Below are 25,468 nucleotides of genomic sequence, written 5' to 3'. Positions count from 1 at the left end.
TACACTAAAAGTGGGCGATGTCAATTTCATAATGTAAAAAAACCCTTCTCTAAGGAAGGGTCTCGTCACTCGTCATGTTTATTCGTTAAATAGGTCGTTAATGGGTAGACACCGATGCTTTGTAAGATCAGAGAGAGTAAAATGACGGCAAACGCGAGAGATATCATTTCGCTCGAGCCGTTAATGTTCTCTGCCTCTAGCCAGAGGACGAGGGCAATCGACATCGTTCCTTTAATTCCTGACCACGTGAGTAATGAAGTCGCCGTTAAATCGTCTTTAAATTCTCTACGCCATACAGGAACGGTATAAACGAGACCGCCGACGACGATGAAACGGGTCAGGATGGAAAGGAGGAATAAAAGAACAGCGAACGTCCAGAGCGATACAGACAAATAGCTGGTCGCCTCGATTCCAATCAATAAGAACAGGAGAGCGAGCAATATCGGAATGACGATGTCCCAAAATCCATTCAAGTGACGCTGGACCGATTCGTAGTCCTCTTTCATGCCGAGCTCATGAGAAAGCATCATTCCGGCTGTGACGGTCGCAAGGACCCCCGATACTTCTAGCGCGTCGGCGAGATAAAATGCCCCGTATGCGATGACGATCGTCAACATGACGAGCTCATGCTTTTTAAAGCTGACAATCATCAATTTTTTAAGTAATAATCCAAAAATGAAGCCGATGCCGATTCCTCCGGCTGACACAATTAAAAATTCAGTTAATAAGTTGAGCGTGGAGAACTGTTCTCCTGTCGCGAACATACTGAGGAAAATCGTGAAGATGACGACACTCGTCCCATCGTTCACCATCGATTCACCTTCGACAACATCCGCAATCCGTTTTTCCCCTTTACTCCGCTTTAAAATGGCTGTCACGGAAACGGGATCGGTCGGAATCAATATGGACGCCAATAAGAAAGAGGCGGTCAGGCTGAGCGGGGTGAAGAGCTCGCTGATCCAAAACGTGCCATACCCCATCAGGATGGCGGTCAAGACAAGACCAACCGTACTCAATATCGTGATGATCCCGATATTGTCTTTCAAATCTTTGTATTTGAACTGATAAGCCGATGTAAACAGAAGTGCTGGTAGGAACACCTCGAAGATCATATCTTTTGAAATGAATACCGAATCAAAAAAGGCGATGTATGAGAGACCAATCCCAATCAAGACCAAGATGACCGGGACAGGGAAGTAATTTCGTTTGGAATCAATCAAATAAATGAGATAGCCAATCAGTAGCAATGTGATGATTTGTTGCGCGATCATGACGACGTCCTCCTCTACAATCAAGTTGCTATACACTATCTTCCCATTCAAGGTCTAATCAAACGAGAATTGTGGAATATAGGGATAGTACATTCATTTCATAGAGGGAGGAATCGATATGGGAAGCCCGATTGGTGATTTGTCGTGGACGTTTTATTCAGAGTGTGAGGTGCCGAATGATATCACGGAGTCATTCATCGATGGGGAGCGGGCGGCCGCTGCCTATAATACTGTCCGTGACGTCGCCGTCTTCACGAACAAACGTCTCATTGTCCGCGATGCGCAAGGGCTGACGGGTAAAAAAATTGAGGTCTACTCGCTTCCGTACGACTCAATCAATATGTACTCGACGGAGAATGCGGGAAGAATGTTCGACTTGAACTCAGAAGTTCAACTGTTCACTCGAGCCGGAACGATCAAAATCAATCTAAATAAAAAAGTGGATGTGCGTAAGTTCGACAGATTACTCGCAGAAGCAATTTTGTAAAGCAGTGGACCGAGAGTTCTCGGTCTTTTCGTTTGGATTTTTCTGACAATCTCTTATCATACATGATACGATCATACATAATGTGTGACGGAGGTTACGATGCGATTTTCAATCCGACTATTGATGGTCATGTTAAGTAGTTTGATGTTGGTGAATGGATTCATCTATTTGGCTCGTCTGTTTTGGGAATGGTTTCACGACCCGACAAAAGGTGGAATCGTGCTTCTCTTGTCTGGAGAGGACGGAACCAGCAGTGATGAATATGGAGGGAAGTTTCGTCTGAAAGATGATGAAGATTTTCAATTCTTGAAGAATGACTTTTTAGACTATACGTTCGAAACAGGAGGGACAGTAACCGAGTCGGGAAATTCATACTGGTTATGGTTCCTTATTGGGGGTTTGATTGTTCTCCTGATTTTGACGCTCAGCATGCTACGGAAAAGAAAGCGTGTCGTCTCGACCATTGATTTCTCGAGTGGCACCGTAAAACGAAAAGGGCGTAAGGCTAAAGCAAATGGATTTGTGGAATCCAAAGAGGTTCAATGGACCGATAATGCGGTTCGGAATGCGCTCATCCAGTTCAATCTGGACTTGCCGATTGCCTCAAGACATCAATCGAATGAGACAGTGTTGGATTGGTTCAAGCGAATCGGTGTGGAAGAGGTAGACCTTTCGCCTTATTGGAAATCGAGATATATAGACGAAGTGGTGAGTGATGAAGAATCTAGACAGTTTCGAGAGGCATTACATTCCAAGCGATCGAAAGACGGTAAGGGGTGATGGTGTATGAACGATGAAATCGAGATGATTGATTCCGATACGCGGAAGTCAATGGGTTCCGCTCGTTTGGTCAAGTCCAATTATCAATTCTACATCCATTGGAATGGGTTGAACATAGACTTCAAACGGCATGAATATGTGGCAGGTATTCGAATCATTGACGAGAATCACTTGTTCATCTGGGCGTTTACGTTAGAAGGAGAACCGATCAATGCGTGGGCGTTAGATGCAGACGGAGACATCAAACATTCATTTCACGCAGGTAACGCGATTGCAGTAGTCGTTATAAATGAAACGGGAATCTGGATCGGGTATGGGGACGAGGGTGTCTTTGGAGAAGGAATCTCGACCGAGGCACTCGTCTGCTTCTCAACAGAGGGAACCGTACGTTTTCGCTATAATCAAGAAGTCAGAAAGGCCCCGGTCCTTCATGATTGTGACGTGATGTGTGCGTCAACGAATGGGGTTTGGGTCATTTCTTCAATCGATGCTCGTCTTGTCCATGTCCATATGAACGGACGGATTGACTCTTATCCGATGCCACGTCATCTCCTTGACTGTTCCTCGTTGACTATTGAAAACGGTGTAGCCTATGTCGGAAATGAGGAAAAGACTTATCGTTGGCCGTTTAAGGAGAGGAGACGTGCCGAAGTCTTTCAGAATGAAACCAAATAATAAGAAAGTATATTAGCTTGCAATATATTTCAAATACCTTATTTTTTAATCATTTATAGACCAGGATGAACTAAATGATTGTACCAATCAATACTAGTATGCAAGAAGATATTTGCAATTTTTTTGTTAAACATTGGGGTTCAACTCAAATGGTCGTTTCTTCGGGAACATACGATTGTGCAGAGCTCGAAGGATTTGTCTACATGAAAACAAATCAAATTCACGGTCTTGTTACGTATGTTATTCGGGATGAAGAAGTAGAAATCATATCTGTTGATAGTCTGATAGAGAATAGTGGGATCGGCTCTCACTTACTCCATGCTGTTGAAAAAATTGGTATGCAGCACGGAGTTAAGCAATTAATCGTCATCACAACCAATGATAATTTGAGAGCGCTTGGCTTTTATCAACGTCGTGGCTATCGTCTAGAACGAATCATTCATGATGCGGTGACGCGGGCAAGAAAACTGAAAGCGACAATCCCACATGTCGGATATGATAAGATTCCTTTATTGGATGAAATTTTACTCATCAAAAAACTGAAAGAACAGAAATGAGGAATTCACATGATCCGTTTTGGCATCATTGGTACAAATTTCATCACAGACTGGTTTATTGACACAATCAATCAGTTGGATGACGTAGAAGTGACAGCACTCTACTCGCGCACGGAATCACGTGTTAAAGAATACGCAGAAAATCACTCCATCTTACATACGTTCACGTCACTTGAAGAAATGGCTCAGAGTGATGTCATCGATGCCATCTATATTGCGAGCCCGAACTCACTTCACGCCGAACAGAGCATCTTATTCATGCAGCATGGCAAACACGTCCTCTGTGAAAAACCGCTCGCCTCGAACGTCCAGGAAGTCACTCGTATGATTGAAGTCGCGAAGGAGAACGAGGTCGTCTTACTTGAAGCACTACGAAATCTGTTCATGCCGAACCTTGAACGGGTTCAACAGGCGATGGAGCGAATTGCTCCGGTGCGTCGGGCCGTTTTCAATAAATCACAGTATTCTTCACGATACGACCTGTACAAGAACGGGGAAAATCCAAACACGTTCAATCCTGAGTTTTCGAACGGCTCGTTGATGGACCTCGGTGTCTATCTCCTCGGACCTGCCTTAAAACTGTTCGGTCAGCCGAATGAAGTCCAGGCGAGCGGGGTTACGTTAGAATCGGGAGTGGACGGGAGCGGAACGGTCATTCTCTCCTATGATGACCTTGATGTGATTGTCATGCACTCAAAGATCCATGCGACATCGACGCCTTCTGAGATCATCGGAGAAAAAGGGCGTATCGTCATCAATGATATCGCGACGTGCGATGAAGTCCGTCTAGAGTTACGGGAGGGCACGTCAGAAATCATATCAGACGTGCAGAATGCTCCGATGTCCTATGAAATCGAAACGTTTGTGCGAGCAATCGAAGCTAGGAATTTAGAGACAGTTGCGCATTCAGCAACAGACATGGTTCGTCTTGCTGATGTGATGACAAACGTTCGAACACAGCTTGGCGTGGTCTATCCGGCGGACAAATAAGTACAAAACGGTCCTTGATGTCATGTGAACATCAAGGACCGTTCCCGTTATTCTTTGTTCAAATAGAGATATCTCAGAAACAGCCCCAGAACAATCGTCATAACGACAGCGGGAATGAGTCCGATTAGTAGTAACGTACTCATACGGTTTCCTTTCTGAGCGACTCGAGACGTTCATGCATCTCATCAAAGGAATGGTTGTCCGTCAACATGCTGAGCTCTGCATCGGCGATTTCCGTCACTTGAGTCGACCATTCTCGTTCAATCTCGATTTCGGATTTCTTGATTTCTTCGTTGGCCCGCTCGACTTGTTTCGAGTGAATCGTTTCAAGACGCGACCGAATCATATCGCGAAGCAGTGAGGTCAACTCATCTTTCAGTTGTGTCCGTCCGTCTCCCTCGAAAAATTGACTCGCATTCTTATAGCGCTTCAACACCGACTGATAGGGTGATGTCTCGAGATGAATCGGTTCGATAGCCTCTCGTAGCCATGCCACGTCGAGATCTCGGTCGAATTCAAGCGTCGGAAGGAGAGACGCTTGACGTTCTGTCAATCGTTCGACCAAGGCGACGAACTCGCGTTTAACGTATCGCTCCAACCGATATTGGAACACTTGGAGCTCTTGTTGGATGTCATAGGCATACTTATCGAGTGTCCGTCCGAGGGCACGCTCCAAGCTCTTCCTTGACCCATCGACCTCGACCGGATGGAACGTTTCCTTGACGAAGTCCGAGAGGCGGAGGAGCGAACGCGTCTCGAGATGGGCGAGGAGTTCTTTCGCTTCCCGGTCAAACAAATCGATGAGTGCTGACACATCGAGTGCCGGTGGGTTCTCGAGTAAAGCGATTAACTGCTGGCGACGATGTTCTTTCGCCGACGCGTCTTCTTTCGCTTCATTCAAAACACGATCAAATGCAGCGAGTAGCGCTGTCGTTTCTTCCTGTATACGCATCGCGTTGGCGAGACGAAGGTCTTTGTCGACATAGCGTTCAAGTGTTGAGACGAATCGATCGAATCCTTCGTCATCCCCCTGCATGGCGTTTCGGCTTGAGATGGGGAGAACGCTTGGTCTCCGAACACCGAGCGCGGTCAACTGTTGTGAGACATAGCTTGTGACCGCATCCCGCTCCTCGTCATCTGTCGCAAGATCAGAGGCGTTCACGAGGAAGAACATCTCGTGATCTCCTGTCCCTTGGACCCGTCCGAGCTGAATGACGAGCTCCCGGTCCGCTTCCGTGAACGCATGATTATAGTACGTGACGAACAAGACGGCGTCCGCGTCACGCATGTAGCCGAACTGTACCTCGCTATGTCGGTTGAACTGTGAATCGGCACCTGGCGTATCGACGAAGACGATACCACGTCGTGCCCAAGGGGAGTCGAGATATAGTTCGATTTCTTTCACGATACAGCTTTTCTCTTCTTGTGCGACGAACGCGCAGAACGTGTCATAGTCGACGATTACCGTTTGTCCGAGATAATCGAGCGGTGCCGCTTTTACCGCATTGACGAACGGGTGGTCGACATCGAGCGAGGTGAGGGAAGTCCCATAACCTTGTAACTCTTCTTCGAGTTCATCGTGTGATTTGAAGGTGATCGATGCCGTTCGATTCGTCCGTCCGTTCGGCGGGACGATCTTTGTGATGGATGCCGTCAACGGGTTAGGGGACGTCGGTAATACCGTCTCACCGAATAGCGCATTGAGAGTCGAGGACTTTCCAGCCGAAAATGCTCCGAAGATGGCGAACGTATATTGCTCATGCTTCGCGCGCTCGATTTTCTTACGTAATGTCGAGACACGGGAGCGGAACAATGGATGATTCTCTAATATTTCACATACCGCATTTTCATAAGAAAAATTAAAATCAAACAAGTCCTGATCATCATCTAAAATCGACGTTGATGCAACCTCTGATTCAACAACATTCGACTGTTTTTCAGGAAGGTACGTCGCGTCGACATAGTTTCGAACGGCCAACTGATCTAACTGATTCGAATCAAGTTGCAACACTTCATATTGACCGATAGCATTCAGACGGTTCGAAAGACGAATCCGTAACGCTTCCGTATCGAGCGCTTCATACAACGCTTCCTCTTCAGTCGTAAATTGTTCCAAGCGCATGTCGACTTCCGCTTTCATGTACGTATCCGTCGAATGGACCCAAGGTTCAGATACTTTCGTCACCCATGACGCAAGGGCCGTCTCGATGTCACGACTGAACTGTAACACCGTGTCACCACTTAGGGATGCGCCGGATTTCACTTGTTCGGTGATGAGTGAGCTCGGTGCAATCGGGAGGACATCGCCTTTCGGTAGCAAGGTCTCTGGAAGTTTCAAATCTCGGATGATGTCTTCCGCGTACTTCACGAGGTGCGGTCGTAAGTTCATATCAATCAGACGGTTGAACTCTTTGGCGGCCACTTCCTCACGACGAGCTCGTTCCTGCTTCGTCTTCTCTTTCGAGAAAAATAGTCCGACCTTGAAAGAAGGAGAACAGCTCTCGAGATAAGAGCGTAATAACTCACGGAACTCATAAGTCATGATCGGTGCACTTTCGACGATTGGTGCCTGATGTTTGAAGAATTCGCGACGGAATGATGTCCACCATGCCCGTTTCTTTTCAAGGCGATGTAGACGTGACTGCATTTCCTTCGGACTCTTTTCATAAGTTGGCAATTGATCCAACGTCGATTGAATCGATGTTTCGTTGCGGCGGACTAGCGTATGAATCAATGCATCCGCATGCTCAACTTGCTGCTGTCTCGAGTCCGTGATGACTTGTCGCACATACGACCGCAAGCGCTCGACTTCGTTATGTGGATGCTTCAAATCACGAAGTGAGATGTAGAACGTGTCATTTGGAACGATGTCATGATGACGGAATGCTTTCGTCAATGACGCCTTGAAGTCCACAAAGGAAAGCTCATCCTCATCATGCTTGTCGATTTGGTTAATGATGATGGAGTAGGGACGTCCTTCCCGGCTAAATTGTTTCATCAGTCCGATGTTTTGTTCCGATTGGACATGGTTGTAGTCCATCATGAAGAACAAATGATCGGCCAAGAAGAGCGAGCGCTCCGTCGCTTGGCGATGTCGTTCATCCGTTGAGTCAATCCCTGGCGTATCCATCAACACGACGTGTTCATCAAATGGGAATCGGTCAATCGTATACTCAACTTCCTTGATTTCCTCGACTTTGCAATAGTCACTGATGTTTGATAGGGAAGAAGGGTCTAATGAAATCCAGTCCGTATCATTGATCGCGACAGCTGCCGCAGATTCTCCACCTCGTAATGTGACGATATTCGCACTCGTCGGAATCGGACTTGTCGGAAGGAATCCGTCCTCTAGCCAGTCGTTGAGCAATGTCGACTTCCCGGCTGAGAAGTGACCACAGACGGCAATCCAGACTTCTTCATTCGTTACTTTTTGTAGGGCTGTCCGAGCGAGTCGTGCAGCGTCCGTCATCTCCTCTTGTTCAAACGTTAAAGCGAGTCGTGCTAATTGTTCTCGTTGTTCGTGCATGTTTCCCATCCCCTAATTATGATTCCGTCGTGATGCCGACACGGTGTCCGACATATGCATCATTCGTTAAACAATCCATTGCTAAATCGGCGACATCGTTCCTCGAGATTGGACCTGATTGTTTCGTGCCTAATACCTTTTTTGAGATGATGATGTCTCCGTCCGATTGCTCATCGATCAGTTGAGTCGGACATATGATTGTGAAGGCTAAACCTGAATCCCGTAATAACTCATAAGCACGGGCATGATCTTTGGCTGCGGTTGTCATCGTACGCTTCGATTCTTTCGTTTCAAAGCGATAGTTGTCGCTATCATGAGCCTGTAAGATGCCGGCGGTCCCGACCGTGATGATGCGTGTTACGTTAAATTGTTTCATCGCTTCGATCACGAGTGGTGTGAATGTAGACAATACGTTCTGTTTGTCCGTCCCTAACGCCGAGATGACGACGTCTGCAGATTGAACCGTTTCTCGTACTGCTGCTTGGTCCGTCGCGTCTCCGATGATTTGGTTGACACCCTCCTTAGAATCCATCGAATGTCTTGTTAAAAGTTTGACGTCATGTCCTTGATTTAATAAACGCTCAAGTATCCGTTCCCCTGTACGGCCACTTCCGCCGAATAAAGCAATTGTTGACAAGTAAACCCCTCCCCATCAAGATGAAAGAAATATCCAACGCCATCATAACACGGAAGCGTTCACAAAACTGCCTGAAATGGTTCATTTCCACTTGAAAAGAATATGGTACGTTTTAGAATTGAAGAAGAAGGCAAAAAATACATATGACAGGTGTAAGAGAGGAAGGCACCACTACATGAAATTTGGGGCTAGAACTATTAAGACCGGACTATCGGTCGCAATCGTCTTGCTGATTGCCGAGGCATTTCAATTCCAACAAATCGTCGTCCCGGCACTGGCCGCATCGCTCGCACTGCTTCCGTCTGTCTATCAGACCGGACTACGATTAATTGAAGAGATGAAAGGGAACCTGATTGGAGCATTACTCTCCGTCTTATTTCTGCTACTCACTCCGAATCCGACACCAATCGCTATCGGATTCGTCATCATCATCGCCATCTCCATTCTTCTCTTTTTAAATTTAGAATCGACGACACGGACCGTCATCTTGACGACGATTCTCATCATGGAAGGGGCGAGCCAGTCGGATATGCCAGTGTGGGTGTTTGCGGGTGAACGTTATCTACTCATTATGATGGGGATTACGGTCGCATTGATTGTGAATGCACTGTTGTTCCCACCTCGCTACGAACGGAAACTCGAAGCCCAAATCACCGACACATTTCAAATGGTTGTTCGGATCGCACGCTTGTTTGCGGAGACGGAAGGCGGCCGCTCCTCATTCGAATCGTTACCAGAGGCGAAAAAGTTGCATAGCGACTCAAAACAAACGTATGCCTATTTTGAAGAAGAAATTAAAGCGAATCGATGGCTTGAGAAGAAGACCCCGATCTTTCGTCGAGCTGTCCTGAAGTCTAAAATGATTGAGACGAACCGTGCCGCGCTCCATGTCATCGAGAAGCTCGATCATGATTTTCATACGATTGAACAACTTCCTCCACAATTGAGCGAAGAGCTGTATCGCCACATTCGTCACTTGTTGCGGCGACATGAGCGTCTGTTTTCAGCCTACGAGCTCGAGAACGAGCACCTCATCGATCGAGAAGAGGATCTCATCCATGAGAACTTTGACTTTGCGAAGTTAATGATTGAGAAGATGAGAGAAGAAGAGGAAGAACTCATTCTCATCGTCGTGCCGCTCGTGGCGACGATGACTGACTGGGTCAAAGCAATGAATGAACTCGAACGCTACCTTGTCACTGAAATGAAGAAACATGGAGACAACCTAAAAGTGGAACCACGTAAGAAATGGTTTTTTGAAGACTGAGAATCGGGCCGATATTCGGCTCGTTTTTTAAGAGAGTTATTTTTCGTATAGAAGAGAGGGCATTGAGGATGAAGAAGTCTTTTCAACACATCACAAAGTATTGGAACATCATCGTTATAGGTGATGAATTTGCTGTAAACTACGGAAAAATTGGGACAATCGGAAAGGTACAAGTAAAATCTTTTGAATCCGATTCGGAATGTATGAAAGAAGCGGAAAAACTCATTCGTCAAAAATTGAGAAAAGGATATGTTGAATCCCCTTTTGATTGGAACAAACATATGTATGTGGATGACCCGGAAGTTGGACCGAGTTTTCTGACCTCTCATCCGAAATATCAGGAATGTTTCAACGATGAATTCTATGTGGATTGTACGGAAGAATATGCTCCGTTCGGGAATGATGCTGGAGCCGATGCATTGGCTATGTACGAAGAAGTGCTCCGAAAGGATAGAGACCTTTGTTATCTTTCATACGCTTACGCCTTAATTGAAAGTTGGATTGATCGAGATGTTTCCGGTCCAGAAGATTGGTCAACGTATGAATATGCCTATACATGTGATCAAGTCATCGTCGCGGGTGCGTTTGCTTCCATAAAAATGACGGGAAAGCTGACGGATGATTTGAAAGTGGCAGGGTTAGCAGCCATCCATCGATTAAAACAAGCTTTCGAAATAGAGGATCAGTCTATATTTGATGAGTTATATGCACGCTTAAGTACATTCCCGACCGAATCCTGAAACTTTTCGAGAAGAAACACGTATACAATAGAGACAGATACATATGAACGATAGGGGGATTCACCATGTCAGAAACAACACCGACACCTGAAGAAGGTGTCACACCACAACGAATCAGCGGAACGCTTCCGATTGAGGCACGGTCGGTCTTTCGGTTATCAAGTGCGATTTTTTATCTCATCGGACTTCTCGTCACAGGAGCTCTCGTGGCGGCCGCTTACTGGTTCGACTGGTCGACTTGGATACAGATTGGTTTGATCGTGCTACTTGTCATCGATGTCGTCTATAGCCTGATTGATCTCATCTGGTTCCAAAAGTGGAAGCAAGAGCGGTTCACGTATGACGTGAAACCACTCGAGATTCGCCTGCATCACGGCATCATCACGACGCACGATGTGTTGATCCCGATGACGAAAGTACAATACGTCCACGCCCAACAAGGACCGCTGCTTCGAAAGTACGGTCTGCAGACGATCACAATCGGTACGGCCGCCGGGTCACATGACATCTACGCGATTGAAGAATCGTTCGCGAAGTCGCTCCGTGAACAGATTGCGGTCTATGCCCGCATCGAGGAGGAGGATGTCATATGACGGAAGCCGCCCTCACATGGCATCGCCTGCCGAGTCGCGTCTTGCTGTTGCGTGTCTTAGAGGTCATCAAGTCGTTCATCATCCCGCTCGTGTTGTTGTTCGTCATCAACAATGACTGGAGTTCGACGTTCGGTATCATCCTGCGCGTCGGGATTCTGCTGTTCCTCTTGCTCGATATTTTGCAGAAGTTCTTCGGCTGGCTCAACTTCCGTTATGCGCTCGACGAGAAGACGGTATATGTCATCGACGGTAACTGGATCAAGAAAGAGAAGTCGTTGCCGCTCTATAAGATTCAGAGCGTCCACTCGAACAGCCCATTCCTGTACCGGCTGCTCGGGGTCGTCGAATTGACGTTCGATACGAACGCGAACAGTGACGACGCCTCGTTCAAATTGTCGGGCGTCTTCCCGAATGAGGCAAAACGGCTCGAGGACATCCTCGACCAGGTCCGTCACCGGAAGACCGAAACCGACGTACCGGCAGAAGGGGAGACAGACGCGACCGAAACACAGGTGGTGATTGAAAAACCGGCGAGCCGTTTACTGTACGCCCTCTCGACCAGAGAGATCATCATCGCCTCGTTGACGTCACTATCGGTATTCGCCATCTTCCCGGTCGCTTCGACAATCATCTCGTCGATCGATGACTTCATCAATCTCGATGGCACGTTCGATACGATCGGCGATTGGGTCGTCCACGCGTCAATCATCGCGATCGGTCTGCTCGTCTTGTCGGTCCTGATGTTGTCGGTCGTCATCGGCATGGTCATCAACTTCTTGAAGTACGGGAATTTCCGGCTCGAACGACGCGGGGACCGCATCCGCGTTGAGAAAGGACTGCTCAACCGTTCCGCCAAAGAGATCCCATACGAGAAGATTCAAGCGGTCCGGGTCAAAGAGACGTTCATCCGGCGCTGGTTCAACATCGTAGGTGTCGAACTCGTCGCGGCCGGGACGATGGACGACTTGAAAGACGAGTCGTCAACCATCCTCCCGTTCGTGAAACGGGAGCGGGCGATGACCGTGTTAAACGAGCACTTCGACCAGTTCGTGTGGTCTGACACGCTTCATCGCTTGCCAAAACGTTCGCTCTGGGTCAAACTGCTACGCATCAGCTGGGTCGGAATCCTCGTCTCGGGTGTCGTTCTGTACTTCTTCCGCGATTACGCCTGGTGGCTCGTCCTGTTGTGGGCCATCATCATCGGCGGTCGACTGTTGAGCTATGTGACGACGCGTTACGCTCGTAATGGTCAGTTCATTGAGCTGCGGACCGGGGCCTTCAACGTCAGTTCATTCTTGACGGACAAGCCGCGAATCGAACAGGTCCAAGTGACTCAGACACCGCTCCAACGCCGTTTCGATGTATGTAACGTCCTGTTCTCGACACGGGGTGGCTTGTTGTCGAATGAGATGATCGAGGACATCCCGAAGCAAGAGGCAGAAGCCATGTTGCACTGGTTCTCTCGCTATACGGTAGAGGAAGATATGAAAACACCGGGTTAACGCCCGATTATCGACGAGCCCAGTCGCGTAGTGCGATTGGGCTTGTCTTTTTATATCGTCTTCATGCAATCGCACAATCATGAGCTTGAAGTTGATCATCTTTTGCGTGAGCACGAAAAAAAGCATTGCGCGTGTAGGTCACACGGGTCATGCTTTCTCATGAACAGCATGAGGAGAGACTTTTGGGAGAATGATTGTGAACGTTGTTTCTCTTGGTTGGCTCGTTACGTGAATCTCGCCCTCGTGTAAATCGATGATGGACTTGGCGATGGCGAGACCGAGACCTGATCCACCGGTGTAATGCGCACGTGACTGTTCCACTCTAAAAAATCGCTCAAACACGTAAGGGATGTCACGGGAGGGGATGGCCTCCTCGCCATAGTTCGTCATGTTGATAAGGACCGCTTCATCCGTATCATCGATGAACATATCGATATACGTTCCGTCACGCCCGTAACGAATCGCATTCTCGAGTATATTCTCAAACACACGGACGAGCTTCAACGCATCCCCTTCCACGATGGGACGTTCGGCTGAGGAGCTGAATCGAGCTTCCATTCCAACTTCCGAGAGACGTAACGTCGACTGCATGATGAGCTGATTGAGCAATTCATCGAGACGGACCTCGCTTGTCTGGAGGGCGATCCGGTCGTTTTGCAGAAATGTATAGTCAAAGATATCGTTAATCAAGCCTTTCAGATGGGTCGCGTTCTCATGGATGACTTGGATGTAATGACGCAACTCCACCTCGTCCCGGTAACGGTCGCTGTGAATCAAGTCAAGATAACCCGTGATTGACGTGAGGGGGGAGCGCAAGTCGTGGGCGACGTTCGTCACGAGCTCATGTTTCAACCGATCCGCTTGAAGCACTTCCTGCTCCGCTTTTGCCGCACTGTCCGAGATGGCGCGTACGGTTGCCATCAATCGTTCTAGCTCTGGCGGGACAGATGGTTCAACCGAATCACGGTCGGCGTGGAGTTCTTCGACAAGTGAAGTCATCCGCTCAATGTGAAACTGTAAATATCGTTTACGCTCATATTGATAAATCAACACAAGACAAACGGCGACCATCAAACTATAAAATAGGAAGAACACACCTTCACGGAAATACGACAACACGATGATCAGACTCTCCATAAATCGTGATGACTCTTCAAAGTACCAGACGACAGGCAGTAACAGCATACCGCTCAATGTGGCGACCCCGAAAGCAATAACTACATACAGCAGACGTTTCCACATCGGGATGAACGTGATGACGCGCCAGATATTATGTCTCAATTTTATATCCCACTCCCCACACCGTATGAATGATGACCTCATGTGGCACGACAGCATGTAATTTCTCGCGGATGTTACTGATATGAACCATCACCGTCTGGTTCGACCCGACCCCATGCTCTTGCCAGACAGCCTCAAATATTTCTTCAGAGCTATACACCCGGCCTTTATGTTTCGCCAGTAAATACAAAATCTCAAATTCACGTGCAGTCAATCGAATCGTCTGCTCTTGTATCATGACGGTGTGGCTGGCTCGATCGATGAGGAAAGGGCCAGCTTGTACACTTGAGGACTCGCTTGGTCGGTTATAGTTTGAACGGCGCAGCAATGCTTTAATACGTGCCATCAACTCGAGCGGATTGAACGGTTTGATGATGTAGTCATCGACTCCCGTCGTCAATCCCAATATCTTATCCATATCACCCACTTTGGCACTGACCATTAAGATCGGAATTTGGCTCGTCTGGCGCACCCGCTTACAAAATTCAAGCCCATCCATCCGAGGCATCATCCAATCTAAAATGATTAAGTCAAACGATTCTTGGTTGAACAAGTCAAGCGCCATTTTCCCGTCGGTTGCCATCGTCGTGTGATACCCGTCATTTTTTACATACACATCAATCAGTTCTGCGATTTGGACATCATCATCCACTAACAAGATTTTTGTCATGCTGAAACTCCCTCGCGAATTAAAGTTGGAAATTCTGATACAAACGTCGGAACGGGGCGTATTGGACGACGAAGCGAACGAGTAAGAACCCTAAGAGCGCCCCGAACGCATTTGCCAATAAATCATTCACATCCGTGCTTCGTCCACTGCCTAGTGTCGTGCGCACCAATAATTGAATCAATTCAAGGATCAGACTAAACTGTAATCCTAATTTAAGTACTTCTTTTTTCGTGATCGACGGTTTCAAAAATGGAAGATAACAGCCGAACGGGAGGAACATCACGACATTCAGCACAAATGAATACACATCGATGGTCAAAATCGGAATAAAATTAATCGTTCTCCACCACGGAACTTGATTCGCATACTTTCCTAAATTGACGTCAATCGGGAAAAACACGAAGTGAAGGACGCCTAATAAGTATATCCCGAATGATAGAAGTAAAATAGTTTGTGCGGCTTTTACATGTTTCTTGCGAAACGACCAGACGAGTAACGTGATGAGTCCGAGGATGGCGAGTGGGATGAGAACGACCCTTGATTCGATTGTGAACATAACTGAATAATTCTGATTATACATGGGAATGAACCTCCTAAGAATTTGAACTGTCTTCATTGTAAATGGCAGATTTAAAGAATTCTTAAAGGAGTCATAAATGAAATCTAAAAAAGGCAAAGCGCTTTGCTCTGCCTCGAACTGTTGAACAACGGGCTTAGAAACGTGGTCTCTGAATGATGTCGGACGGACAGCTATCATTCGTCACGTCAACTTCACCGTTTTTGTGTTTCTGTTACTGAAAAATGGGAACAAGTATGATATGATGCAAGTAGAAAGAGACCGGTGCTGGACACACCGGCCTCTGGCTTACAGGCTACCACTTTAAGAGTGGTCCCAGCCGCCACAATGGTTAGTGAATCAGAAAGTGACCCATCTCATTGCGCCGAGGGGGTCATTTTTTTGTGCGTTCAGACGTTGCACGATCGGATGTTCGGTGAATCACCAAGTGAACGATGATCGGAGCGAGGATTGGGATCATGACATAATCCCCAACCCAGGTCCAAAGTTGTTCCATCCGCACCACCGCCTTCCTCCATTGTGGACTTGGCGGCTGACCCCACTATTGCTGCGTTAACCTGCTTCTTCATTATAACAGATTTGTTCGCAAAAATGCGCTGAAAACAAGAACAAACGTTCCTGTTTTATAAAATGAATCTTTTGATGGAATCGGTCTCATGAATGGGTCCAAAGAAGGAATTGAGTCGAATCACTCTTGCTTGTTAGATGTCTGACAGGATATAATCAATCTCGTGTGTATACACGGGTGGGTGAGGGTGCCAATAAAGGATTGATTCCTATGGCAAAACAAACAGAATGGAAAACAGAAACATACGGGGGCGTGCTGAACTTTCTGGCGACAGCATACATCCCGGCCGTGCATGCGGCAATCTTGACACAAGCCGGACTCCCGTTCGAGGGGGCGCTCGTCGGAGCGATTTTGACAAGCATCATCGGGACATTGATTGCGGGATTCTTCAATCTACCGCTTCTCTTGTTACCGGGAATGGGGATTAATGCGCTCTTCACGTACACGCTCGTCCTACAGATGGGATTGAGCTGGCAAAGTGCGCTCGCCGTCTCATTCGTCTCAGGTGTACTCGTCGTACTATTGACGGTCACCAAAGTCGCGAGGAAATTGGCGAACGCGTTCCCGCCGATTATTCATGACGGATTGACGGTCGGTCTCGGCCTTTTCCTCATCTTGATCGGGCTCGAGGCGGCAGGGATCGTCTCAGGCGGGGGTGGGGCATTGCTTCACATCGGTGATCTCGGGGAGCGTGACGTCCAAGTCGCATTCCTGTCACTCTTCGTCGCCATCTTACTGTTCTTGAAGATGGGGCCGAGCAGCTTCCTATGGACGATTGGTTTCGGTGTCGGACTCAGTGCCGTGATGGGAACACTCGATTGGACGGGAAGCTTCGCGTTGACACCGTTCTTCGAATCGTTCGGCACGGTATTTGGGAATATCTCGTTCGCCGAGTCGACATCTCCACTCTTCTTCGTCGCGGTCGGTGTGCTTACGCTCGTCTTGTTGATTGAAAACATCAGCTTGATTCAGAATCAGACACGGGCAATCGGCAAAAAAGAAGAGGCGCCGAAAGGTCTTGTAGCGCAAGGTCTCTCGACGATGGCAGGGGCAATGTTCGGGTCAAGCCCGACGGTCTCGACGGTCGAAGTGGCTGCCGGGATATCTGTCGGGGCAAGAGGCGGGATCGCTTCGTTCGTCACGTCTGGATTGTATGTGGTATCGCTCTTATTGCTACCGCTCTTTGCCATCATTCCTGTGACGGCGATCGCTCCGGTGTTGATCATCATCGGGATGATGATGTTCCAGAACGTGAAGCATCTGCCGCTCGATAACTGGGAACATGCCTTCCCGGCGATTCTCGTCATCATCATGATCCCGTTCACGTATTCCATCGTCGATGGTATCGGACTCGGGTTCATCGCGTACACGATGATTGTCTTGTTCAAAAAGGGCTACCGGTCACTCAGTCCGGTCGTCGGTGTCTTGACCGTGTTATTCTTAGTTTTCTTCTCATTACCAGTCTGGTTATAGAGACACGCACGGCATCGTTCATCTCGAACGATGCCGTTTTTTGATTTAAAAAGACTCGTTCGTGCTATAATCGCAGTAATTTAAAGCGAACGTGGAGGGGATTGGATGCAAGTTATTCAAGAATTCGCAGCGTACACAGAATGGCTCAAGACGTTAGAAAAGCTGAGTGAATCTGATTGGAACAAACAGAGCGACTCGGAGAAGTGGTCCATAAAGCAAATCGTCTTACATATCGCCCATTGGGACAATCATCTGTTGAATGTCATCATCCCATCGGTGAAGAACGGCGAAGGGATGATATTCCCTGACTTTGACTCGTTCAACGCGCGGGCGACGAAAAGGGCCGAGAAGTTGACAGGTGAGACCGTACTAAAGGAATCCATCAATAGTCGGCGAACACTCGTCACGATGCTTGACTCCTTAAGCGAAGAAGCGCTGACTTACAAAACGACAGCGAATGGTGTCTCGCATGATCCGCATCAAGGTGTCCCCTACTCGTTACATGTAATCATCGGGGAGTTCATCGAGCATGACCGACACCATATGAAGCAAGTCGAGTCTATTCTCAAGCGATGAAAAAAATTTATGAGTCTATAGATCAACTGCTCGTTCAATGAACGGGCTTTTTCTCTTGTCTGAAAATAACTGAATATTCCGCCAATACTTGTGATATAATCCTTTTAAATCCATTTCCAATAAAAGGTATTAAATCTATGAGGGGAGCCGTATATCAGATGAACGCGATCAAGCCGACTATACATAAACGGATACACCCATGAAGCAAGCAAAAACACTCTTTGTATCAGGGATTCTACTCTCCCTACTACTGGTCGCCCTCATCTCCTATTCCGGTCAACTGGGATACCGTTACTACCAATCATTAGATATCTCAGGGAGCGAGATTACGAGTTGGGTCACGGACTGTCATGACAAACGAAAATTTTTAGGGATTTTCGAAGTGACGGATGTCAACTTTTGGTGTGGGGATGCGCCATATGAAGAACCAGAAGGGAACGGTCCAGACGGAGCAATGATTGACTCAGAAGAGGATTCAGGTGGTACACCGAAAGAGCGGATCAATGACCAATCCCCTTCTTACGGAAATCCGTCAGGAGAAGAGACGAGCAGCGTTTCCTACCTCCCATACATGATTACCGGACTGCTTATCTTGCTCGGATGGTGGCTCTGGAAAAAACGACGCCCCTCGAAGAAACAAAGCGAGGAGGGAGAGTTAGTTATCGAGGGTCACTCGCTAGTGATTTCTGACAACGCGTCGATGAAGATAAACCGAACAGTTCATCCATTACCAGCATCGGCTATCCGAAAGCAGTTGATTCAATTCGAAGCAGCGTTACCTCCATATAAACGTCGTCGCCCAACTGAGACGTTGTCGACTTGGGCGAAACGAATCGAGCTCGATGCATCCCTACTTATCTATTTAGAGACACGTTATGATGATGGAAACATCTCACCACAACGTGAGCGAGCGTTCACCCAACAACTTGATGAATACCTACTACGCACACAAAAGGAGTCGAACTCATGACCATCCGACACGTATTGGACCAATTAGACCGCATTTACCTCGGTAAACCGGAAATCACAAAATTATGTTGCACAGCCCTACTGGCGAACGGCCATATCTTGCTAGAGGATGTGCCTGGGACGGGGAAGACGTTACTTGCGAAAAGCATCGCCAAAAGTTTTGAGGCAGACTTCGCCCGAATTCAATTCACAGCCGACCTGCTGCCTTCTGACATCATCGGTTCAGACTTCTTCAATATGCAGACCCAGACGTTCGAGAACCGCACCGGACCGATCTTCACGAATATTTTACTCATCGATGAAGTGAATCGCGCCGTTCCGAGAACGCAATCCGCCTTGCTTGAAGCGATGGAAGAACGCCAAGTTTCTATCGGTGGCGTCACCTATCAACTACCGAAACCATTCTTCGTCATCGCGACGCAAAACCCGATCGAGTCGGCAGGAACGTTCGCCCTACCAGACGCCCAACTCGACCGCTTCCTCATGTCCCTTCAAGTCGGATATCCTGGGGCAGATGAAGAGCGGAACTTGATTCTACAGACGATTTCAAAGACGAGACAGACAGTGCATGCCTTGATGACGAATGAAGCTTTTTTAGAAGCACAAGAGGAAGTCGAAAATATCCGGATTCATGAAGATGTCGTCACGTATTTGCTCGCACTCATCCACGAGACGAGGCAACATCCGTTAGTCGAAGTCGGGGCGAGCCCACGGGCGACGCTCGCGCTCGTCAAGGCCTCACAAGCTTATGCGTACTTGAACGACCGTCAGTTTGTCACGCCTGAAGATGTTCAAGCCGTTGCACCACATGTCCTCTCGCACCGATTGACCCTCACCCTTGAAGGGGACATCAAATCGACGAAGCGACAAGTGTTGGTGGACGTACTCGAGTCCGTAACTGTCCCCGTCGAAAAGGTGTAACGATGCGACAGGTCGAAATCAGTACACCGTCCATTCTTCAAGACCAACTTTGGCCGGCTTATGTCAGTCTCGGTTTTCTCACCATGTGGATGCCTTATGTATGGCCCATCGCTTATGTATGCGGGGCATTATTAATCGTCATGTTCATCCGGAAACGAATCATTCGAACACTTTCAAACGAAGTCTCATTTTCTATCCGGCAGAAAGAAGATCTCTTGTTCATTGACGATGAGACATCATGTATCGTCCGTATTGATGGGTATGAGCGAATCATTGCCCTTGGTGTTCCGCTATTGATTCGACTAGAGGGTAATGAACGGATGGTATTCGAGGACGGGTCACAGGCATACGACACCAGGATCGAACAGGACATACATCATGTGAGCGTCTCGGCTGTGAAGCGTGGACCTGCTTCGATTCATATGTGTGTGATGCGTGTCACGTTACCGTTTTATTTAGGTACTCTTTTTTTCACGGATGAGGAGATGGATATGCCCTCATGGATTGTGTTACCTACCATCACGAAGTCACCAATCACCGAATCTCGAATGATTCGGATGGGTGACCGTATCGTCAAGCACTCCCCGCTGAACGATCCGTTGATGATTCAGAGTGCAAAACGATATGAGAAGGAACCGACTAAACAGATTGACTGGGTCGCCACTTCAAAGGTCGGTCATGTACAGGCAAAAGTGTTCGAACGACAAAATCTCGACACGTTCACGATTTCCCTTGATTTGAGCGGTCCGCTCGGGAACGGCCTCCATGCGCAATATGAAGACTTGATTCAACAGACGGCGTATTGGGTCTCTTATTTGATTAAAGAAGATTGCAAAGTGGAGCTGTTAATCAACCGACTCGACAAAAACAACCAAGTCGACCGTGTTACACTGGGAGAAGGAAGAAAACAATTACGGCTCATTCTCGTCCGACTGGCGATGATTCATGAATCAAATGCATTTGTCGCATCATCGCGATTCACGTCATATGTCAGTCGTCACAAACAGCCTCACGCCGAATTGATTCACATCAATCACGCGATGCTGCTGAAATCTTCAGGGTGATGAAGGGAGAAACACATGCGACGAATGACGGGCTTACTCATATGTTGTGTCGGACTACTTGCAAGCACGAGGACCGTATCAGCCGAGATGACTGAATCCTCGGCGGAACGTTTTGCAGATGCATATTTTTATGACATTGTGATGGATCATATTCAGGGAGATGATCCGGCTAATTATCATATGACAGACAGTGAGAACATCTCGTTCGGACCACTACTCGAGACATACGTACCGTCATCCTCTTGTTACAAAACGGGAGAAACATGTACGTTCGTCCCAACGAAAGAATATGTGGCGACCGTCTTTCAAGATGACGAACCGGTCAACGTGATCGGAACATATGAACAAGCAGCGGGTACATATGCGTTCTCAACGTTCGGTTCAGATAAAGAAACCCCGAAAGCGTTGACGGACGTAAAAGGCGATCTCGTGAAGTACACAGAAGAATCGGCTTGGTTTGATTATGATGGGGACATGTTGACGGCGTTGACATCTAATACAAAACAGATGATTAGCGGAGATGAGATTTCAACTGAGGCGTTTCAAGTATTATTGGTTGAAGAGAATGAAAGGATTGAAGGGGATGCCGAAGAAGGAATGATAGGTGGAGCAGGCGACTCATCATCAGTCCATTCGGATGAGACAGAGTCAAATAAGCCAACATCGAATACCAACCGATTGATTGGCTTTACTGTGTTAGCGATATTGCCATTCGGATATTGGTTCCTCAAGAGACGAAAAGCAACATGATGTCAAAAGACTTATCCAATCATCATAATCCACTAGACTTAGTGGTCATACCGAGTCATGCATTGAGAGACAGAGAAGCAACCTACTTGATTTTTCGCCATTTGGAGAATGAACAGTTTCCATTACTTATAGAACGTAAGCGGACTGTAAGGGATTCGAGAAAACGTCGCTTCTCTTTTAAAAGTCAGGAAGAAGAGCATGTGACGACCAAAACCATCAAAAATCGTGAGGTGTTAGAATCGGAATTGACGCTTTCTTCAAATGAGATCATCGTCTTAAGAGGAGAGAGGGATTGGATTCTGAGCTATTCCGAAGACGGGTTGACGCTTCAAGGAAACCAAGTGAGACGTGTCGCGACAACTGGTATTGTCCAAATGGAGACATTTTTTGAACATGTGGTTAGAGGTGCGTTTCCCATCAAATTGGCGTTTGGTTTATGTGGGACGTTTGCTCCATTTGAAAACGTGTTTCGCTTTATATTGCATAACCCAGATTGGAAGGGATTGATTGAAGACGAATTATTGCCTCAGCTTCAGATTCCGAAGGCGAAGAATGTGTGGCAGTCCCTCTCATATCCGACATACGAGCAGACGCTTGAGACGTTCACTATTGAATTTCATCCAAATATACTAGGAAATTTCATACTCGCACATGATGCTAACGATACGTACTATTTCATTGATCATGTGAATGGGGAGATCAAGATTTTTTAAATTCTAAATACAGAGGGGTAGTGTAGTGAGTTACATACAGCATATGCGTCAATTAATCGGATCGAATCTATTAATCACTGTAGGATGTGGAGTCCTCATCGAACAGGACAATCAAATTCTGTTGCAACACCGAAAAGATCATCATGTTTGGGGAATCCCCGGTGGCGTTATGGAGCCTGGGGAATCATTTGAAGAGACAGCCATCCGTGAAACTCTCGAAGAGACGGGGCTCTCCGTGGATAATTTGAAACTGTTCGGAATCTATTCCGGTGATGAGGGATATGCCAATTATGAAAACGGTGATCGCGTCTATAGTGTTCAAGTCATCTTTTACACCCATTCATTCTCAGGAGAAATTGCTCAATTGACAGACGAAAGTCACGAACATCGATTTTTCTCAAGAGAAGACCTACCACGATTACATCAACATCAACGTCGGTTCATTGACGATTGGGTCGAACAGGTTAATCTCCCGGTCGTGAAGTGATATTCATCTCTCGACAAACAACCCCTCATGCACGCATGAGGGGTTGTCTTTACATATAGGGCCCGTTCGCCTGAATGACGAACTGTGAATGTGTGTAATGATAGGTGATGCGGGAATAGTCAAATGGTTTCCCATTCGTGAGATGGAAGATCGTCTCGATGCGAAGTGTCGGATCATTCTCTTGCAATCCGAGGTGTTCCGCTTCACTTTCCGTCAATCGCCCGACCTGTAGATACATGTCAGAAAATCCAATCGTGACGCCGAGCGCGCTTTGGACATAATCGAAAATAGAGTCTGCCACAATTTCGCGATTCAAATAGGGCACGACGGCTTTCACATAATAGGATTCCTCGTGACAGAGCACCTCTCCATCCACATACCTTACCCGTTCGACCCGATATACATCGTCCGACACGTCAATCCCGAGATTCTCTGCAACGGTCGAGTCTGGCTTCACGACAGACACATCAATCACATCAGATGTCAAGATACGGTCTCCGAGATTGCTCTTGAACCCTTGGGTCGAGAAGAGGCTCATATAGCCAGGTCGATTATGTCGTCTGACGAAAATGCCGCTTCCCCGCAGTTGAAAAATGACACCCTTTCGTTCGAGCAGCTCTAAAGCTTTCGTGATAGTGCTCTTACTCACTGCATATTGATTCATCATCTGCTCAAGGACAGGGAGCTTATCGCCTTGTTTTAAGTTTTGTTCGTGGATGTATTGTTCGATTTCATTCGCAATCTGTTGATATTTTAGCATGGTCATTCCTCACTTTTTCGTCACTGATTTTATTATATCATGAGAAAACAAAAAATGTTTAAGTGTATCGACCTTGTTAAATTGTACCGGTACAATTATACTTGACGTGTACGATTCATGTGAAGGAGGACTTACAATGAAGACATTACCGAACGATTTTCTATGGGGAGGCGCGCTTGCCGCTCATCAATTCGAGGGCGGTTGGGACGCTGACGGAAAAGGGCCGAGCGTCGTCGATGTCCTGACAGCAGGCGCACACGGCGTCGCTCGCCGCATCACGGAAAAGGTCGAGCCGAACGAGTTTTATCCGAACCATGAGGCAATTGATTTCTATCATCGTTACAAAGAAGATGTGGCGCTTTTCGCTGAGATGGGGTTGAAATGCTTGCGTACCTCGATTGGGTGGAGTCGCATCTTCCCGAACGGGGATGATGCAGAACCGAACGAGGCGGGTCTTCAATTTTATGATGATTTGTTCGATGAGTTACTCAAACATGACATCGAACCGATCATCACGCTCTCGCATTTCGAGATGCCGCTCCATCTTGCCCGTGAATACGGTGGCTTCCGAAATCGTGAAGTCGTCGAGCACTTCGTCCGCTTCGCTGAGGTCTGCTTTGACCGTTACAAAGACAAGGTCAAATTCTGGATGACGTTCAACGAAATCAACAACAAGATGGACGTCAACAATCCACTCTTCTTATGGACGAATTCGGGAGTCCTCTTAGAAGAAGGGGAGAACGCCCGCGAAGTCATGTATCAGACCGGACACCATGAACTGATTGCGAGCGCTCTCGCCGTTGCCAAAGGGAAAGCCATCAATCCTGACTTCGAGATTGGAGCGATGGTCTCTCACGTACCGATTTATCCGTATTCATCAAACCCAGATGACGTCATGCTCGCCGAAGAGATGATGCGTCAACGCTATTTCTTCCCGGACGTACAAGTACGCGGCTTCTATCCGAGCTACGCCTTGAACGAGTTCGAGCGGGAAGGCTATAACATCCCAATCCTTGAAGGGGACGAAGAAATCCTACAGAACGGAAAGGTAGATTATCTCGGTTTCAGTTACTATATGTCGACGACCGTGAAGAGTGACGTCGTCGCGGACAACAGCGGAGATATCGTCAACGGTGGTTTGCCGAACGGCGTCGAGAACCCGTATATCCAGTCGAGTGACTGGGGCTGGGCGATTGACCCGGTCGGTCTCCGTTATGTGCTCAACCGACTCTATGATCGATACCAAATCCCGCTCTTCATCGTCGAGAATGGATTTGGTGCCGTCGATGAGATTGTCGACGGGAAGATTCATGACGCGACCAGAATCTACTATTTGAAGGCACATATCGAACAATTGAAGCAAGCCGTCCTCTATGACGGGGTCGATTTGATCGGGTACACACCTTGGGGTATCATCGACATCGTCTCGTTCACGACGGGAGAGATGAAGAAGCGGTACGGGATGATTTATGTCGATCGTGACAATGAAGGGAACGGATCGATGGAGAGGATGAAGAAAGACTCGTTCGACTGGTATAAGCGGGTCATCGCGACGAATGGAGAGAATCTCTAAATAAGGGTGAGCAAAGAACTGTGAAATGTCTGCAGGTCTTTGCTCTTTTTCGATATAATGA

At 47.4% G+C, this 25,468-nt stretch carries 26 protein-coding genes; 18 read left to right on the top strand and 8 right to left on the bottom strand.

Annotation, left to right across the window (positions count from 1 at the left end):
- Positions 1–65: 65 nt before the first annotated feature.
- A complete protein-coding gene (locus KNO71_RS11520) occupies positions 66–1,271 on the bottom strand; it encodes a cation:proton antiporter (RefSeq protein WP_214688753.1) in 1,206 nt (401 codons plus the stop codon).
- Positions 1,272–1,389: 118 nt separating this feature from the next.
- On the opposite strand from KNO71_RS11520, the gene KNO71_RS11515 reads away from it, so the two are divergent.
- The 5 genes from KNO71_RS11515 to KNO71_RS11495 all read left to right on the top strand — a co-directional run bounded on the left by KNO71_RS11515 (position 1,390) and on the right by KNO71_RS11495 (position 4,760).
- Entirely contained in the window at positions 1,390–1,758 is a 369-nt protein-coding gene (locus KNO71_RS11515) for a PH domain-containing protein (RefSeq protein WP_214684318.1), read from the top strand.
- 99 nt (positions 1,759–1,857) lie between these two features.
- Positions 1,858–2,538 (top strand): hypothetical protein, encoded by a 681-nt coding sequence (locus tag KNO71_RS11510; protein ID WP_214688752.1) that lies wholly within the window; start codon positions 1,858–1,860, stop codon positions 2,536–2,538.
- A 6-nt stretch (positions 2,539–2,544) separates the two neighbouring features.
- Positions 2,545–3,213 carry a hypothetical protein gene (locus tag KNO71_RS11505; protein WP_214688751.1) on the top strand — a complete coding sequence of 223 codons (669 nt, stop codon included), beginning with the start codon at positions 2,545–2,547 and terminating at the stop codon, positions 3,211–3,213.
- A gap of 74 nt (positions 3,214–3,287) precedes the next feature.
- On the top strand, positions 3,288–3,770 hold the full coding sequence (locus KNO71_RS11500) for a GNAT family N-acetyltransferase (protein WP_251031983.1): 483 nt from the start codon (positions 3,288–3,290) through the stop codon (positions 3,768–3,770).
- Positions 3,771–3,779: 9 nt separating this feature from the next.
- Positions 3,780–4,760, top strand: coding sequence for a Gfo/Idh/MocA family protein (locus tag KNO71_RS11495; RefSeq protein WP_214688750.1), 981 nt, complete (start codon positions 3,780–3,782; stop codon positions 4,758–4,760).
- A 139-nt stretch (positions 4,761–4,899) separates the two neighbouring features.
- Here the strand turns inward: KNO71_RS11495 and KNO71_RS11490 are convergent, their stop codons facing one another.
- Together KNO71_RS11490 and KNO71_RS11485 are read right to left on the bottom strand one after the other, a co-directional pair.
- Positions 4,900–8,286 (bottom strand): dynamin family protein, encoded by a 3,387-nt coding sequence (locus KNO71_RS11490; RefSeq protein ID WP_214688749.1) that lies wholly within the window; start codon positions 8,284–8,286, stop codon positions 4,900–4,902.
- 16 nt (positions 8,287–8,302) lie between these two features.
- Positions 8,303–8,923 carry an NAD(P)-dependent oxidoreductase gene (locus tag KNO71_RS11485; protein ID WP_214688747.1) on the bottom strand — a complete coding sequence of 207 codons (621 nt, stop codon included), beginning with the start codon at positions 8,921–8,923 and terminating at the stop codon, positions 8,303–8,305.
- 175 nt (positions 8,924–9,098) lie between these two features.
- On the opposite strand from KNO71_RS11485, the gene KNO71_RS11480 reads away from it, so the two are divergent.
- The 4 genes from KNO71_RS11480 to KNO71_RS11465 all read left to right on the top strand — a co-directional run bounded on the left by KNO71_RS11480 (position 9,099) and on the right by KNO71_RS11465 (position 13,025).
- Positions 9,099–10,190 carry an FUSC family protein gene (locus KNO71_RS11480; RefSeq protein WP_214684309.1) on the top strand — a complete coding sequence of 364 codons (1,092 nt, stop codon included), beginning with the start codon at positions 9,099–9,101 and terminating at the stop codon, positions 10,188–10,190.
- Between the two features lie 68 nt (positions 10,191–10,258).
- Complete coding sequence (locus KNO71_RS11475; RefSeq protein WP_214688745.1) at positions 10,259–10,930, top strand: WGR domain-containing protein; 672 nt, start codon at positions 10,259–10,261, stop codon at positions 10,928–10,930.
- 65 nt (positions 10,931–10,995) lie between these two features.
- Entirely contained in the window at positions 10,996–11,523 is a 528-nt protein-coding gene (locus KNO71_RS11470) for a PH domain-containing protein (protein ID WP_214688743.1), read from the top strand.
- Positions 11,520–13,025, top strand: a complete 1,506-nt coding sequence (locus KNO71_RS11465; protein WP_078146902.1) for a PH domain-containing protein — start codon at positions 11,520–11,522, stop codon at positions 13,023–13,025. The genes KNO71_RS11470 and KNO71_RS11465 overlap by 4 nt, the downstream gene beginning before the upstream one ends.
- 147 nt (positions 13,026–13,172) lie before the next feature.
- Here the strand turns inward: KNO71_RS11465 and KNO71_RS11460 are convergent, their stop codons facing one another.
- The 4 genes from KNO71_RS11460 to KNO71_RS17795 all read right to left on the bottom strand — a co-directional run bounded on the left by KNO71_RS11460 (position 13,173) and on the right by KNO71_RS17795 (position 16,049).
- Complete coding sequence (locus KNO71_RS11460; RefSeq protein ID WP_251030097.1) at positions 13,173–14,306, bottom strand: sensor histidine kinase; 1,134 nt, start codon at positions 14,304–14,306, stop codon at positions 13,173–13,175.
- Positions 14,296–14,976: a response regulator transcription factor gene (locus KNO71_RS11455; protein WP_214688739.1), complete on the bottom strand. Its 681-nt coding sequence runs from the start codon at positions 14,974–14,976 to the stop codon at positions 14,296–14,298. Before KNO71_RS11455 ends, KNO71_RS11460 begins: the two co-directional genes overlap by 11 nt.
- 19 nt (positions 14,977–14,995) lie before the next feature.
- Positions 14,996–15,556: a VanZ family protein gene (locus KNO71_RS11450; protein ID WP_214688737.1), complete on the bottom strand. Its 561-nt coding sequence runs from the start codon at positions 15,554–15,556 to the stop codon at positions 14,996–14,998.
- Positions 15,557–15,926: 370 nt separating this feature from the next.
- Positions 15,927–16,049 carry a hypothetical protein gene (locus KNO71_RS17795; protein ID WP_255349577.1) on the bottom strand — a complete coding sequence of 41 codons (123 nt, stop codon included), beginning with the start codon at positions 16,047–16,049 and terminating at the stop codon, positions 15,927–15,929.
- Between the two features lie 282 nt (positions 16,050–16,331).
- Here KNO71_RS17795 and KNO71_RS11445 point away from each other — a divergent pair, with 282 nt between their 5' ends.
- From KNO71_RS11445 to KNO71_RS11410, 8 genes are all read left to right on the top strand, one after another.
- Positions 16,332–17,594 carry an NCS2 family permease gene (locus tag KNO71_RS11445; RefSeq protein WP_214688735.1) on the top strand — a complete coding sequence of 421 codons (1,263 nt, stop codon included), beginning with the start codon at positions 16,332–16,334 and terminating at the stop codon, positions 17,592–17,594.
- Between the two features lie 105 nt (positions 17,595–17,699).
- Positions 17,700–18,170 carry a DinB family protein gene (locus tag KNO71_RS11440; RefSeq protein WP_214688733.1) on the top strand — a complete coding sequence of 157 codons (471 nt, stop codon included), beginning with the start codon at positions 17,700–17,702 and terminating at the stop codon, positions 18,168–18,170.
- Positions 18,171–18,369: 199 nt separating this feature from the next.
- A complete protein-coding gene (locus KNO71_RS11435; RefSeq protein WP_214688731.1) occupies positions 18,370–19,140 on the top strand; it encodes a hypothetical protein in 771 nt (256 codons plus the stop codon).
- Complete coding sequence (locus KNO71_RS11430) at positions 19,137–20,060, top strand: AAA family ATPase (RefSeq protein ID WP_214688729.1); 924 nt, start codon at positions 19,137–19,139, stop codon at positions 20,058–20,060. The genes KNO71_RS11435 and KNO71_RS11430 overlap by 4 nt, the downstream gene beginning before the upstream one ends.
- A 2-nt stretch (positions 20,061–20,062) precedes the next feature.
- Complete coding sequence (locus tag KNO71_RS11425; RefSeq protein WP_214688727.1) at positions 20,063–21,124, top strand: DUF58 domain-containing protein; 1,062 nt, start codon at positions 20,063–20,065, stop codon at positions 21,122–21,124.
- A 15-nt stretch (positions 21,125–21,139) separates the two neighbouring features.
- Positions 21,140–21,874 carry a hypothetical protein gene (locus KNO71_RS11420; RefSeq protein WP_214688725.1) on the top strand — a complete coding sequence of 245 codons (735 nt, stop codon included), beginning with the start codon at positions 21,140–21,142 and terminating at the stop codon, positions 21,872–21,874.
- Positions 21,875–22,074: 200 nt separating this feature from the next.
- A complete protein-coding gene (locus KNO71_RS11415; protein WP_214688723.1) occupies positions 22,075–22,587 on the top strand; it encodes a hypothetical protein in 513 nt (170 codons plus the stop codon).
- A 25-nt stretch (positions 22,588–22,612) separates the two neighbouring features.
- Positions 22,613–23,074: an NUDIX hydrolase gene (locus KNO71_RS11410; RefSeq protein ID WP_214688721.1), complete on the top strand. Its 462-nt coding sequence runs from the start codon at positions 22,613–22,615 to the stop codon at positions 23,072–23,074.
- Between the two features lie 49 nt (positions 23,075–23,123).
- Here the strand turns inward: KNO71_RS11410 and KNO71_RS11405 are convergent, their stop codons facing one another.
- Positions 23,124–23,834: a GntR family transcriptional regulator gene (locus KNO71_RS11405; protein WP_214688719.1), complete on the bottom strand. Its 711-nt coding sequence runs from the start codon at positions 23,832–23,834 to the stop codon at positions 23,124–23,126.
- A 136-nt stretch (positions 23,835–23,970) separates the two neighbouring features.
- On the opposite strand from KNO71_RS11405, the gene bglA reads away from it, so the two are divergent.
- Complete coding sequence (gene bglA / locus KNO71_RS11400) at positions 23,971–25,407, top strand: 6-phospho-beta-glucosidase BglA (RefSeq protein ID WP_214688717.1); 1,437 nt, start codon at positions 23,971–23,973, stop codon at positions 25,405–25,407.
- Positions 25,408–25,468: the final 61 nt, after the last annotated feature.

The sequence above is a fragment of the Exiguobacterium sp. s163 genome (genome assembly GCF_018617135.1).
Taxonomy (GTDB): Bacteria; Bacillota; Bacilli; order Exiguobacteriales; family Exiguobacteriaceae; genus Exiguobacterium; species Exiguobacterium profundum.
This window is presented reverse-complemented; position numbering and strand designations above follow the sequence as displayed.

What these genes read in the sequence shown, in the direction of transcription:
- KNO71_RS11520 (WP_214688753.1), bottom strand. Translation starts at nt 1,271, where the DNA reads ATGATCGCGCAACAAATCATCACATTGCTACTGATTGGCTATCTCATT.
- KNO71_RS11515 (WP_214684318.1), top strand. Translation starts at nt 1,390, where the DNA reads ATGGGAAGCCCGATTGGTGATTTGTCGTGGACGTTTTATTCAGAGTGT.
- KNO71_RS11510 (WP_214688752.1), top strand. Translation starts at nt 1,858, where the DNA reads ATGCGATTTTCAATCCGACTATTGATGGTCATGTTAAGTAGTTTGATG.
- KNO71_RS11505 (WP_214688751.1), top strand. Translation starts at nt 2,545, where the DNA reads ATGAACGATGAAATCGAGATGATTGATTCCGATACGCGGAAGTCAATG.
- KNO71_RS11500 (WP_251031983.1), top strand. Translation starts at nt 3,288, where the DNA reads ATGATTGTACCAATCAATACTAGTATGCAAGAAGATATTTGCAATTTT.
- KNO71_RS11495 (WP_214688750.1), top strand. Translation starts at nt 3,780, where the DNA reads ATGATCCGTTTTGGCATCATTGGTACAAATTTCATCACAGACTGGTTT.
- KNO71_RS11490 (WP_214688749.1), bottom strand. Translation starts at nt 8,286, where the DNA reads ATGCACGAACAACGAGAACAATTAGCACGACTCGCTTTAACGTTTGAA.
- KNO71_RS11480 (WP_214684309.1), top strand. Translation starts at nt 9,099, where the DNA reads ATGAAATTTGGGGCTAGAACTATTAAGACCGGACTATCGGTCGCAATC.
- KNO71_RS11475 (WP_214688745.1), top strand. Translation starts at nt 10,259, where the DNA reads ATGAAGAAGTCTTTTCAACACATCACAAAGTATTGGAACATCATCGTT.
- KNO71_RS11470 (WP_214688743.1), top strand. Translation starts at nt 10,996, where the DNA reads ATGTCAGAAACAACACCGACACCTGAAGAAGGTGTCACACCACAACGA.
- KNO71_RS11465 (WP_078146902.1), top strand. Translation starts at nt 11,520, where the DNA reads ATGACGGAAGCCGCCCTCACATGGCATCGCCTGCCGAGTCGCGTCTTG.
- KNO71_RS11455 (WP_214688739.1), bottom strand. Translation starts at nt 14,976, where the DNA reads ATGACAAAAATCTTGTTAGTGGATGATGATGTCCAAATCGCAGAACTG.
- KNO71_RS11450 (WP_214688737.1), bottom strand. Translation starts at nt 15,556, where the DNA reads ATGTATAATCAGAATTATTCAGTTATGTTCACAATCGAATCAAGGGTC.
- KNO71_RS17795 (WP_255349577.1), bottom strand. Translation starts at nt 16,049, where the DNA reads ATGGAACAACTTTGGACCTGGGTTGGGGATTATGTCATGATCCCAATC.
- KNO71_RS11445 (WP_214688735.1), top strand. Translation starts at nt 16,332, where the DNA reads ATGGCAAAACAAACAGAATGGAAAACAGAAACATACGGGGGCGTGCTG.
- KNO71_RS11440 (WP_214688733.1), top strand. Translation starts at nt 17,700, where the DNA reads ATGCAAGTTATTCAAGAATTCGCAGCGTACACAGAATGGCTCAAGACG.
- KNO71_RS11435 (WP_214688731.1), top strand. Translation starts at nt 18,370, where the DNA reads ATGAAGCAAGCAAAAACACTCTTTGTATCAGGGATTCTACTCTCCCTA.
- KNO71_RS11430 (WP_214688729.1), top strand. Translation starts at nt 19,137, where the DNA reads ATGACCATCCGACACGTATTGGACCAATTAGACCGCATTTACCTCGGT.
- KNO71_RS11425 (WP_214688727.1), top strand. Translation starts at nt 20,063, where the DNA reads ATGCGACAGGTCGAAATCAGTACACCGTCCATTCTTCAAGACCAACTT.
- KNO71_RS11420 (WP_214688725.1), top strand. Translation starts at nt 21,140, where the DNA reads ATGCGACGAATGACGGGCTTACTCATATGTTGTGTCGGACTACTTGCA.
- KNO71_RS11405 (WP_214688719.1), bottom strand. Translation starts at nt 23,834, where the DNA reads ATGCTAAAATATCAACAGATTGCGAATGAAATCGAACAATACATCCAC.
- bglA (WP_214688717.1), top strand. Translation starts at nt 23,971, where the DNA reads ATGAAGACATTACCGAACGATTTTCTATGGGGAGGCGCGCTTGCCGCT.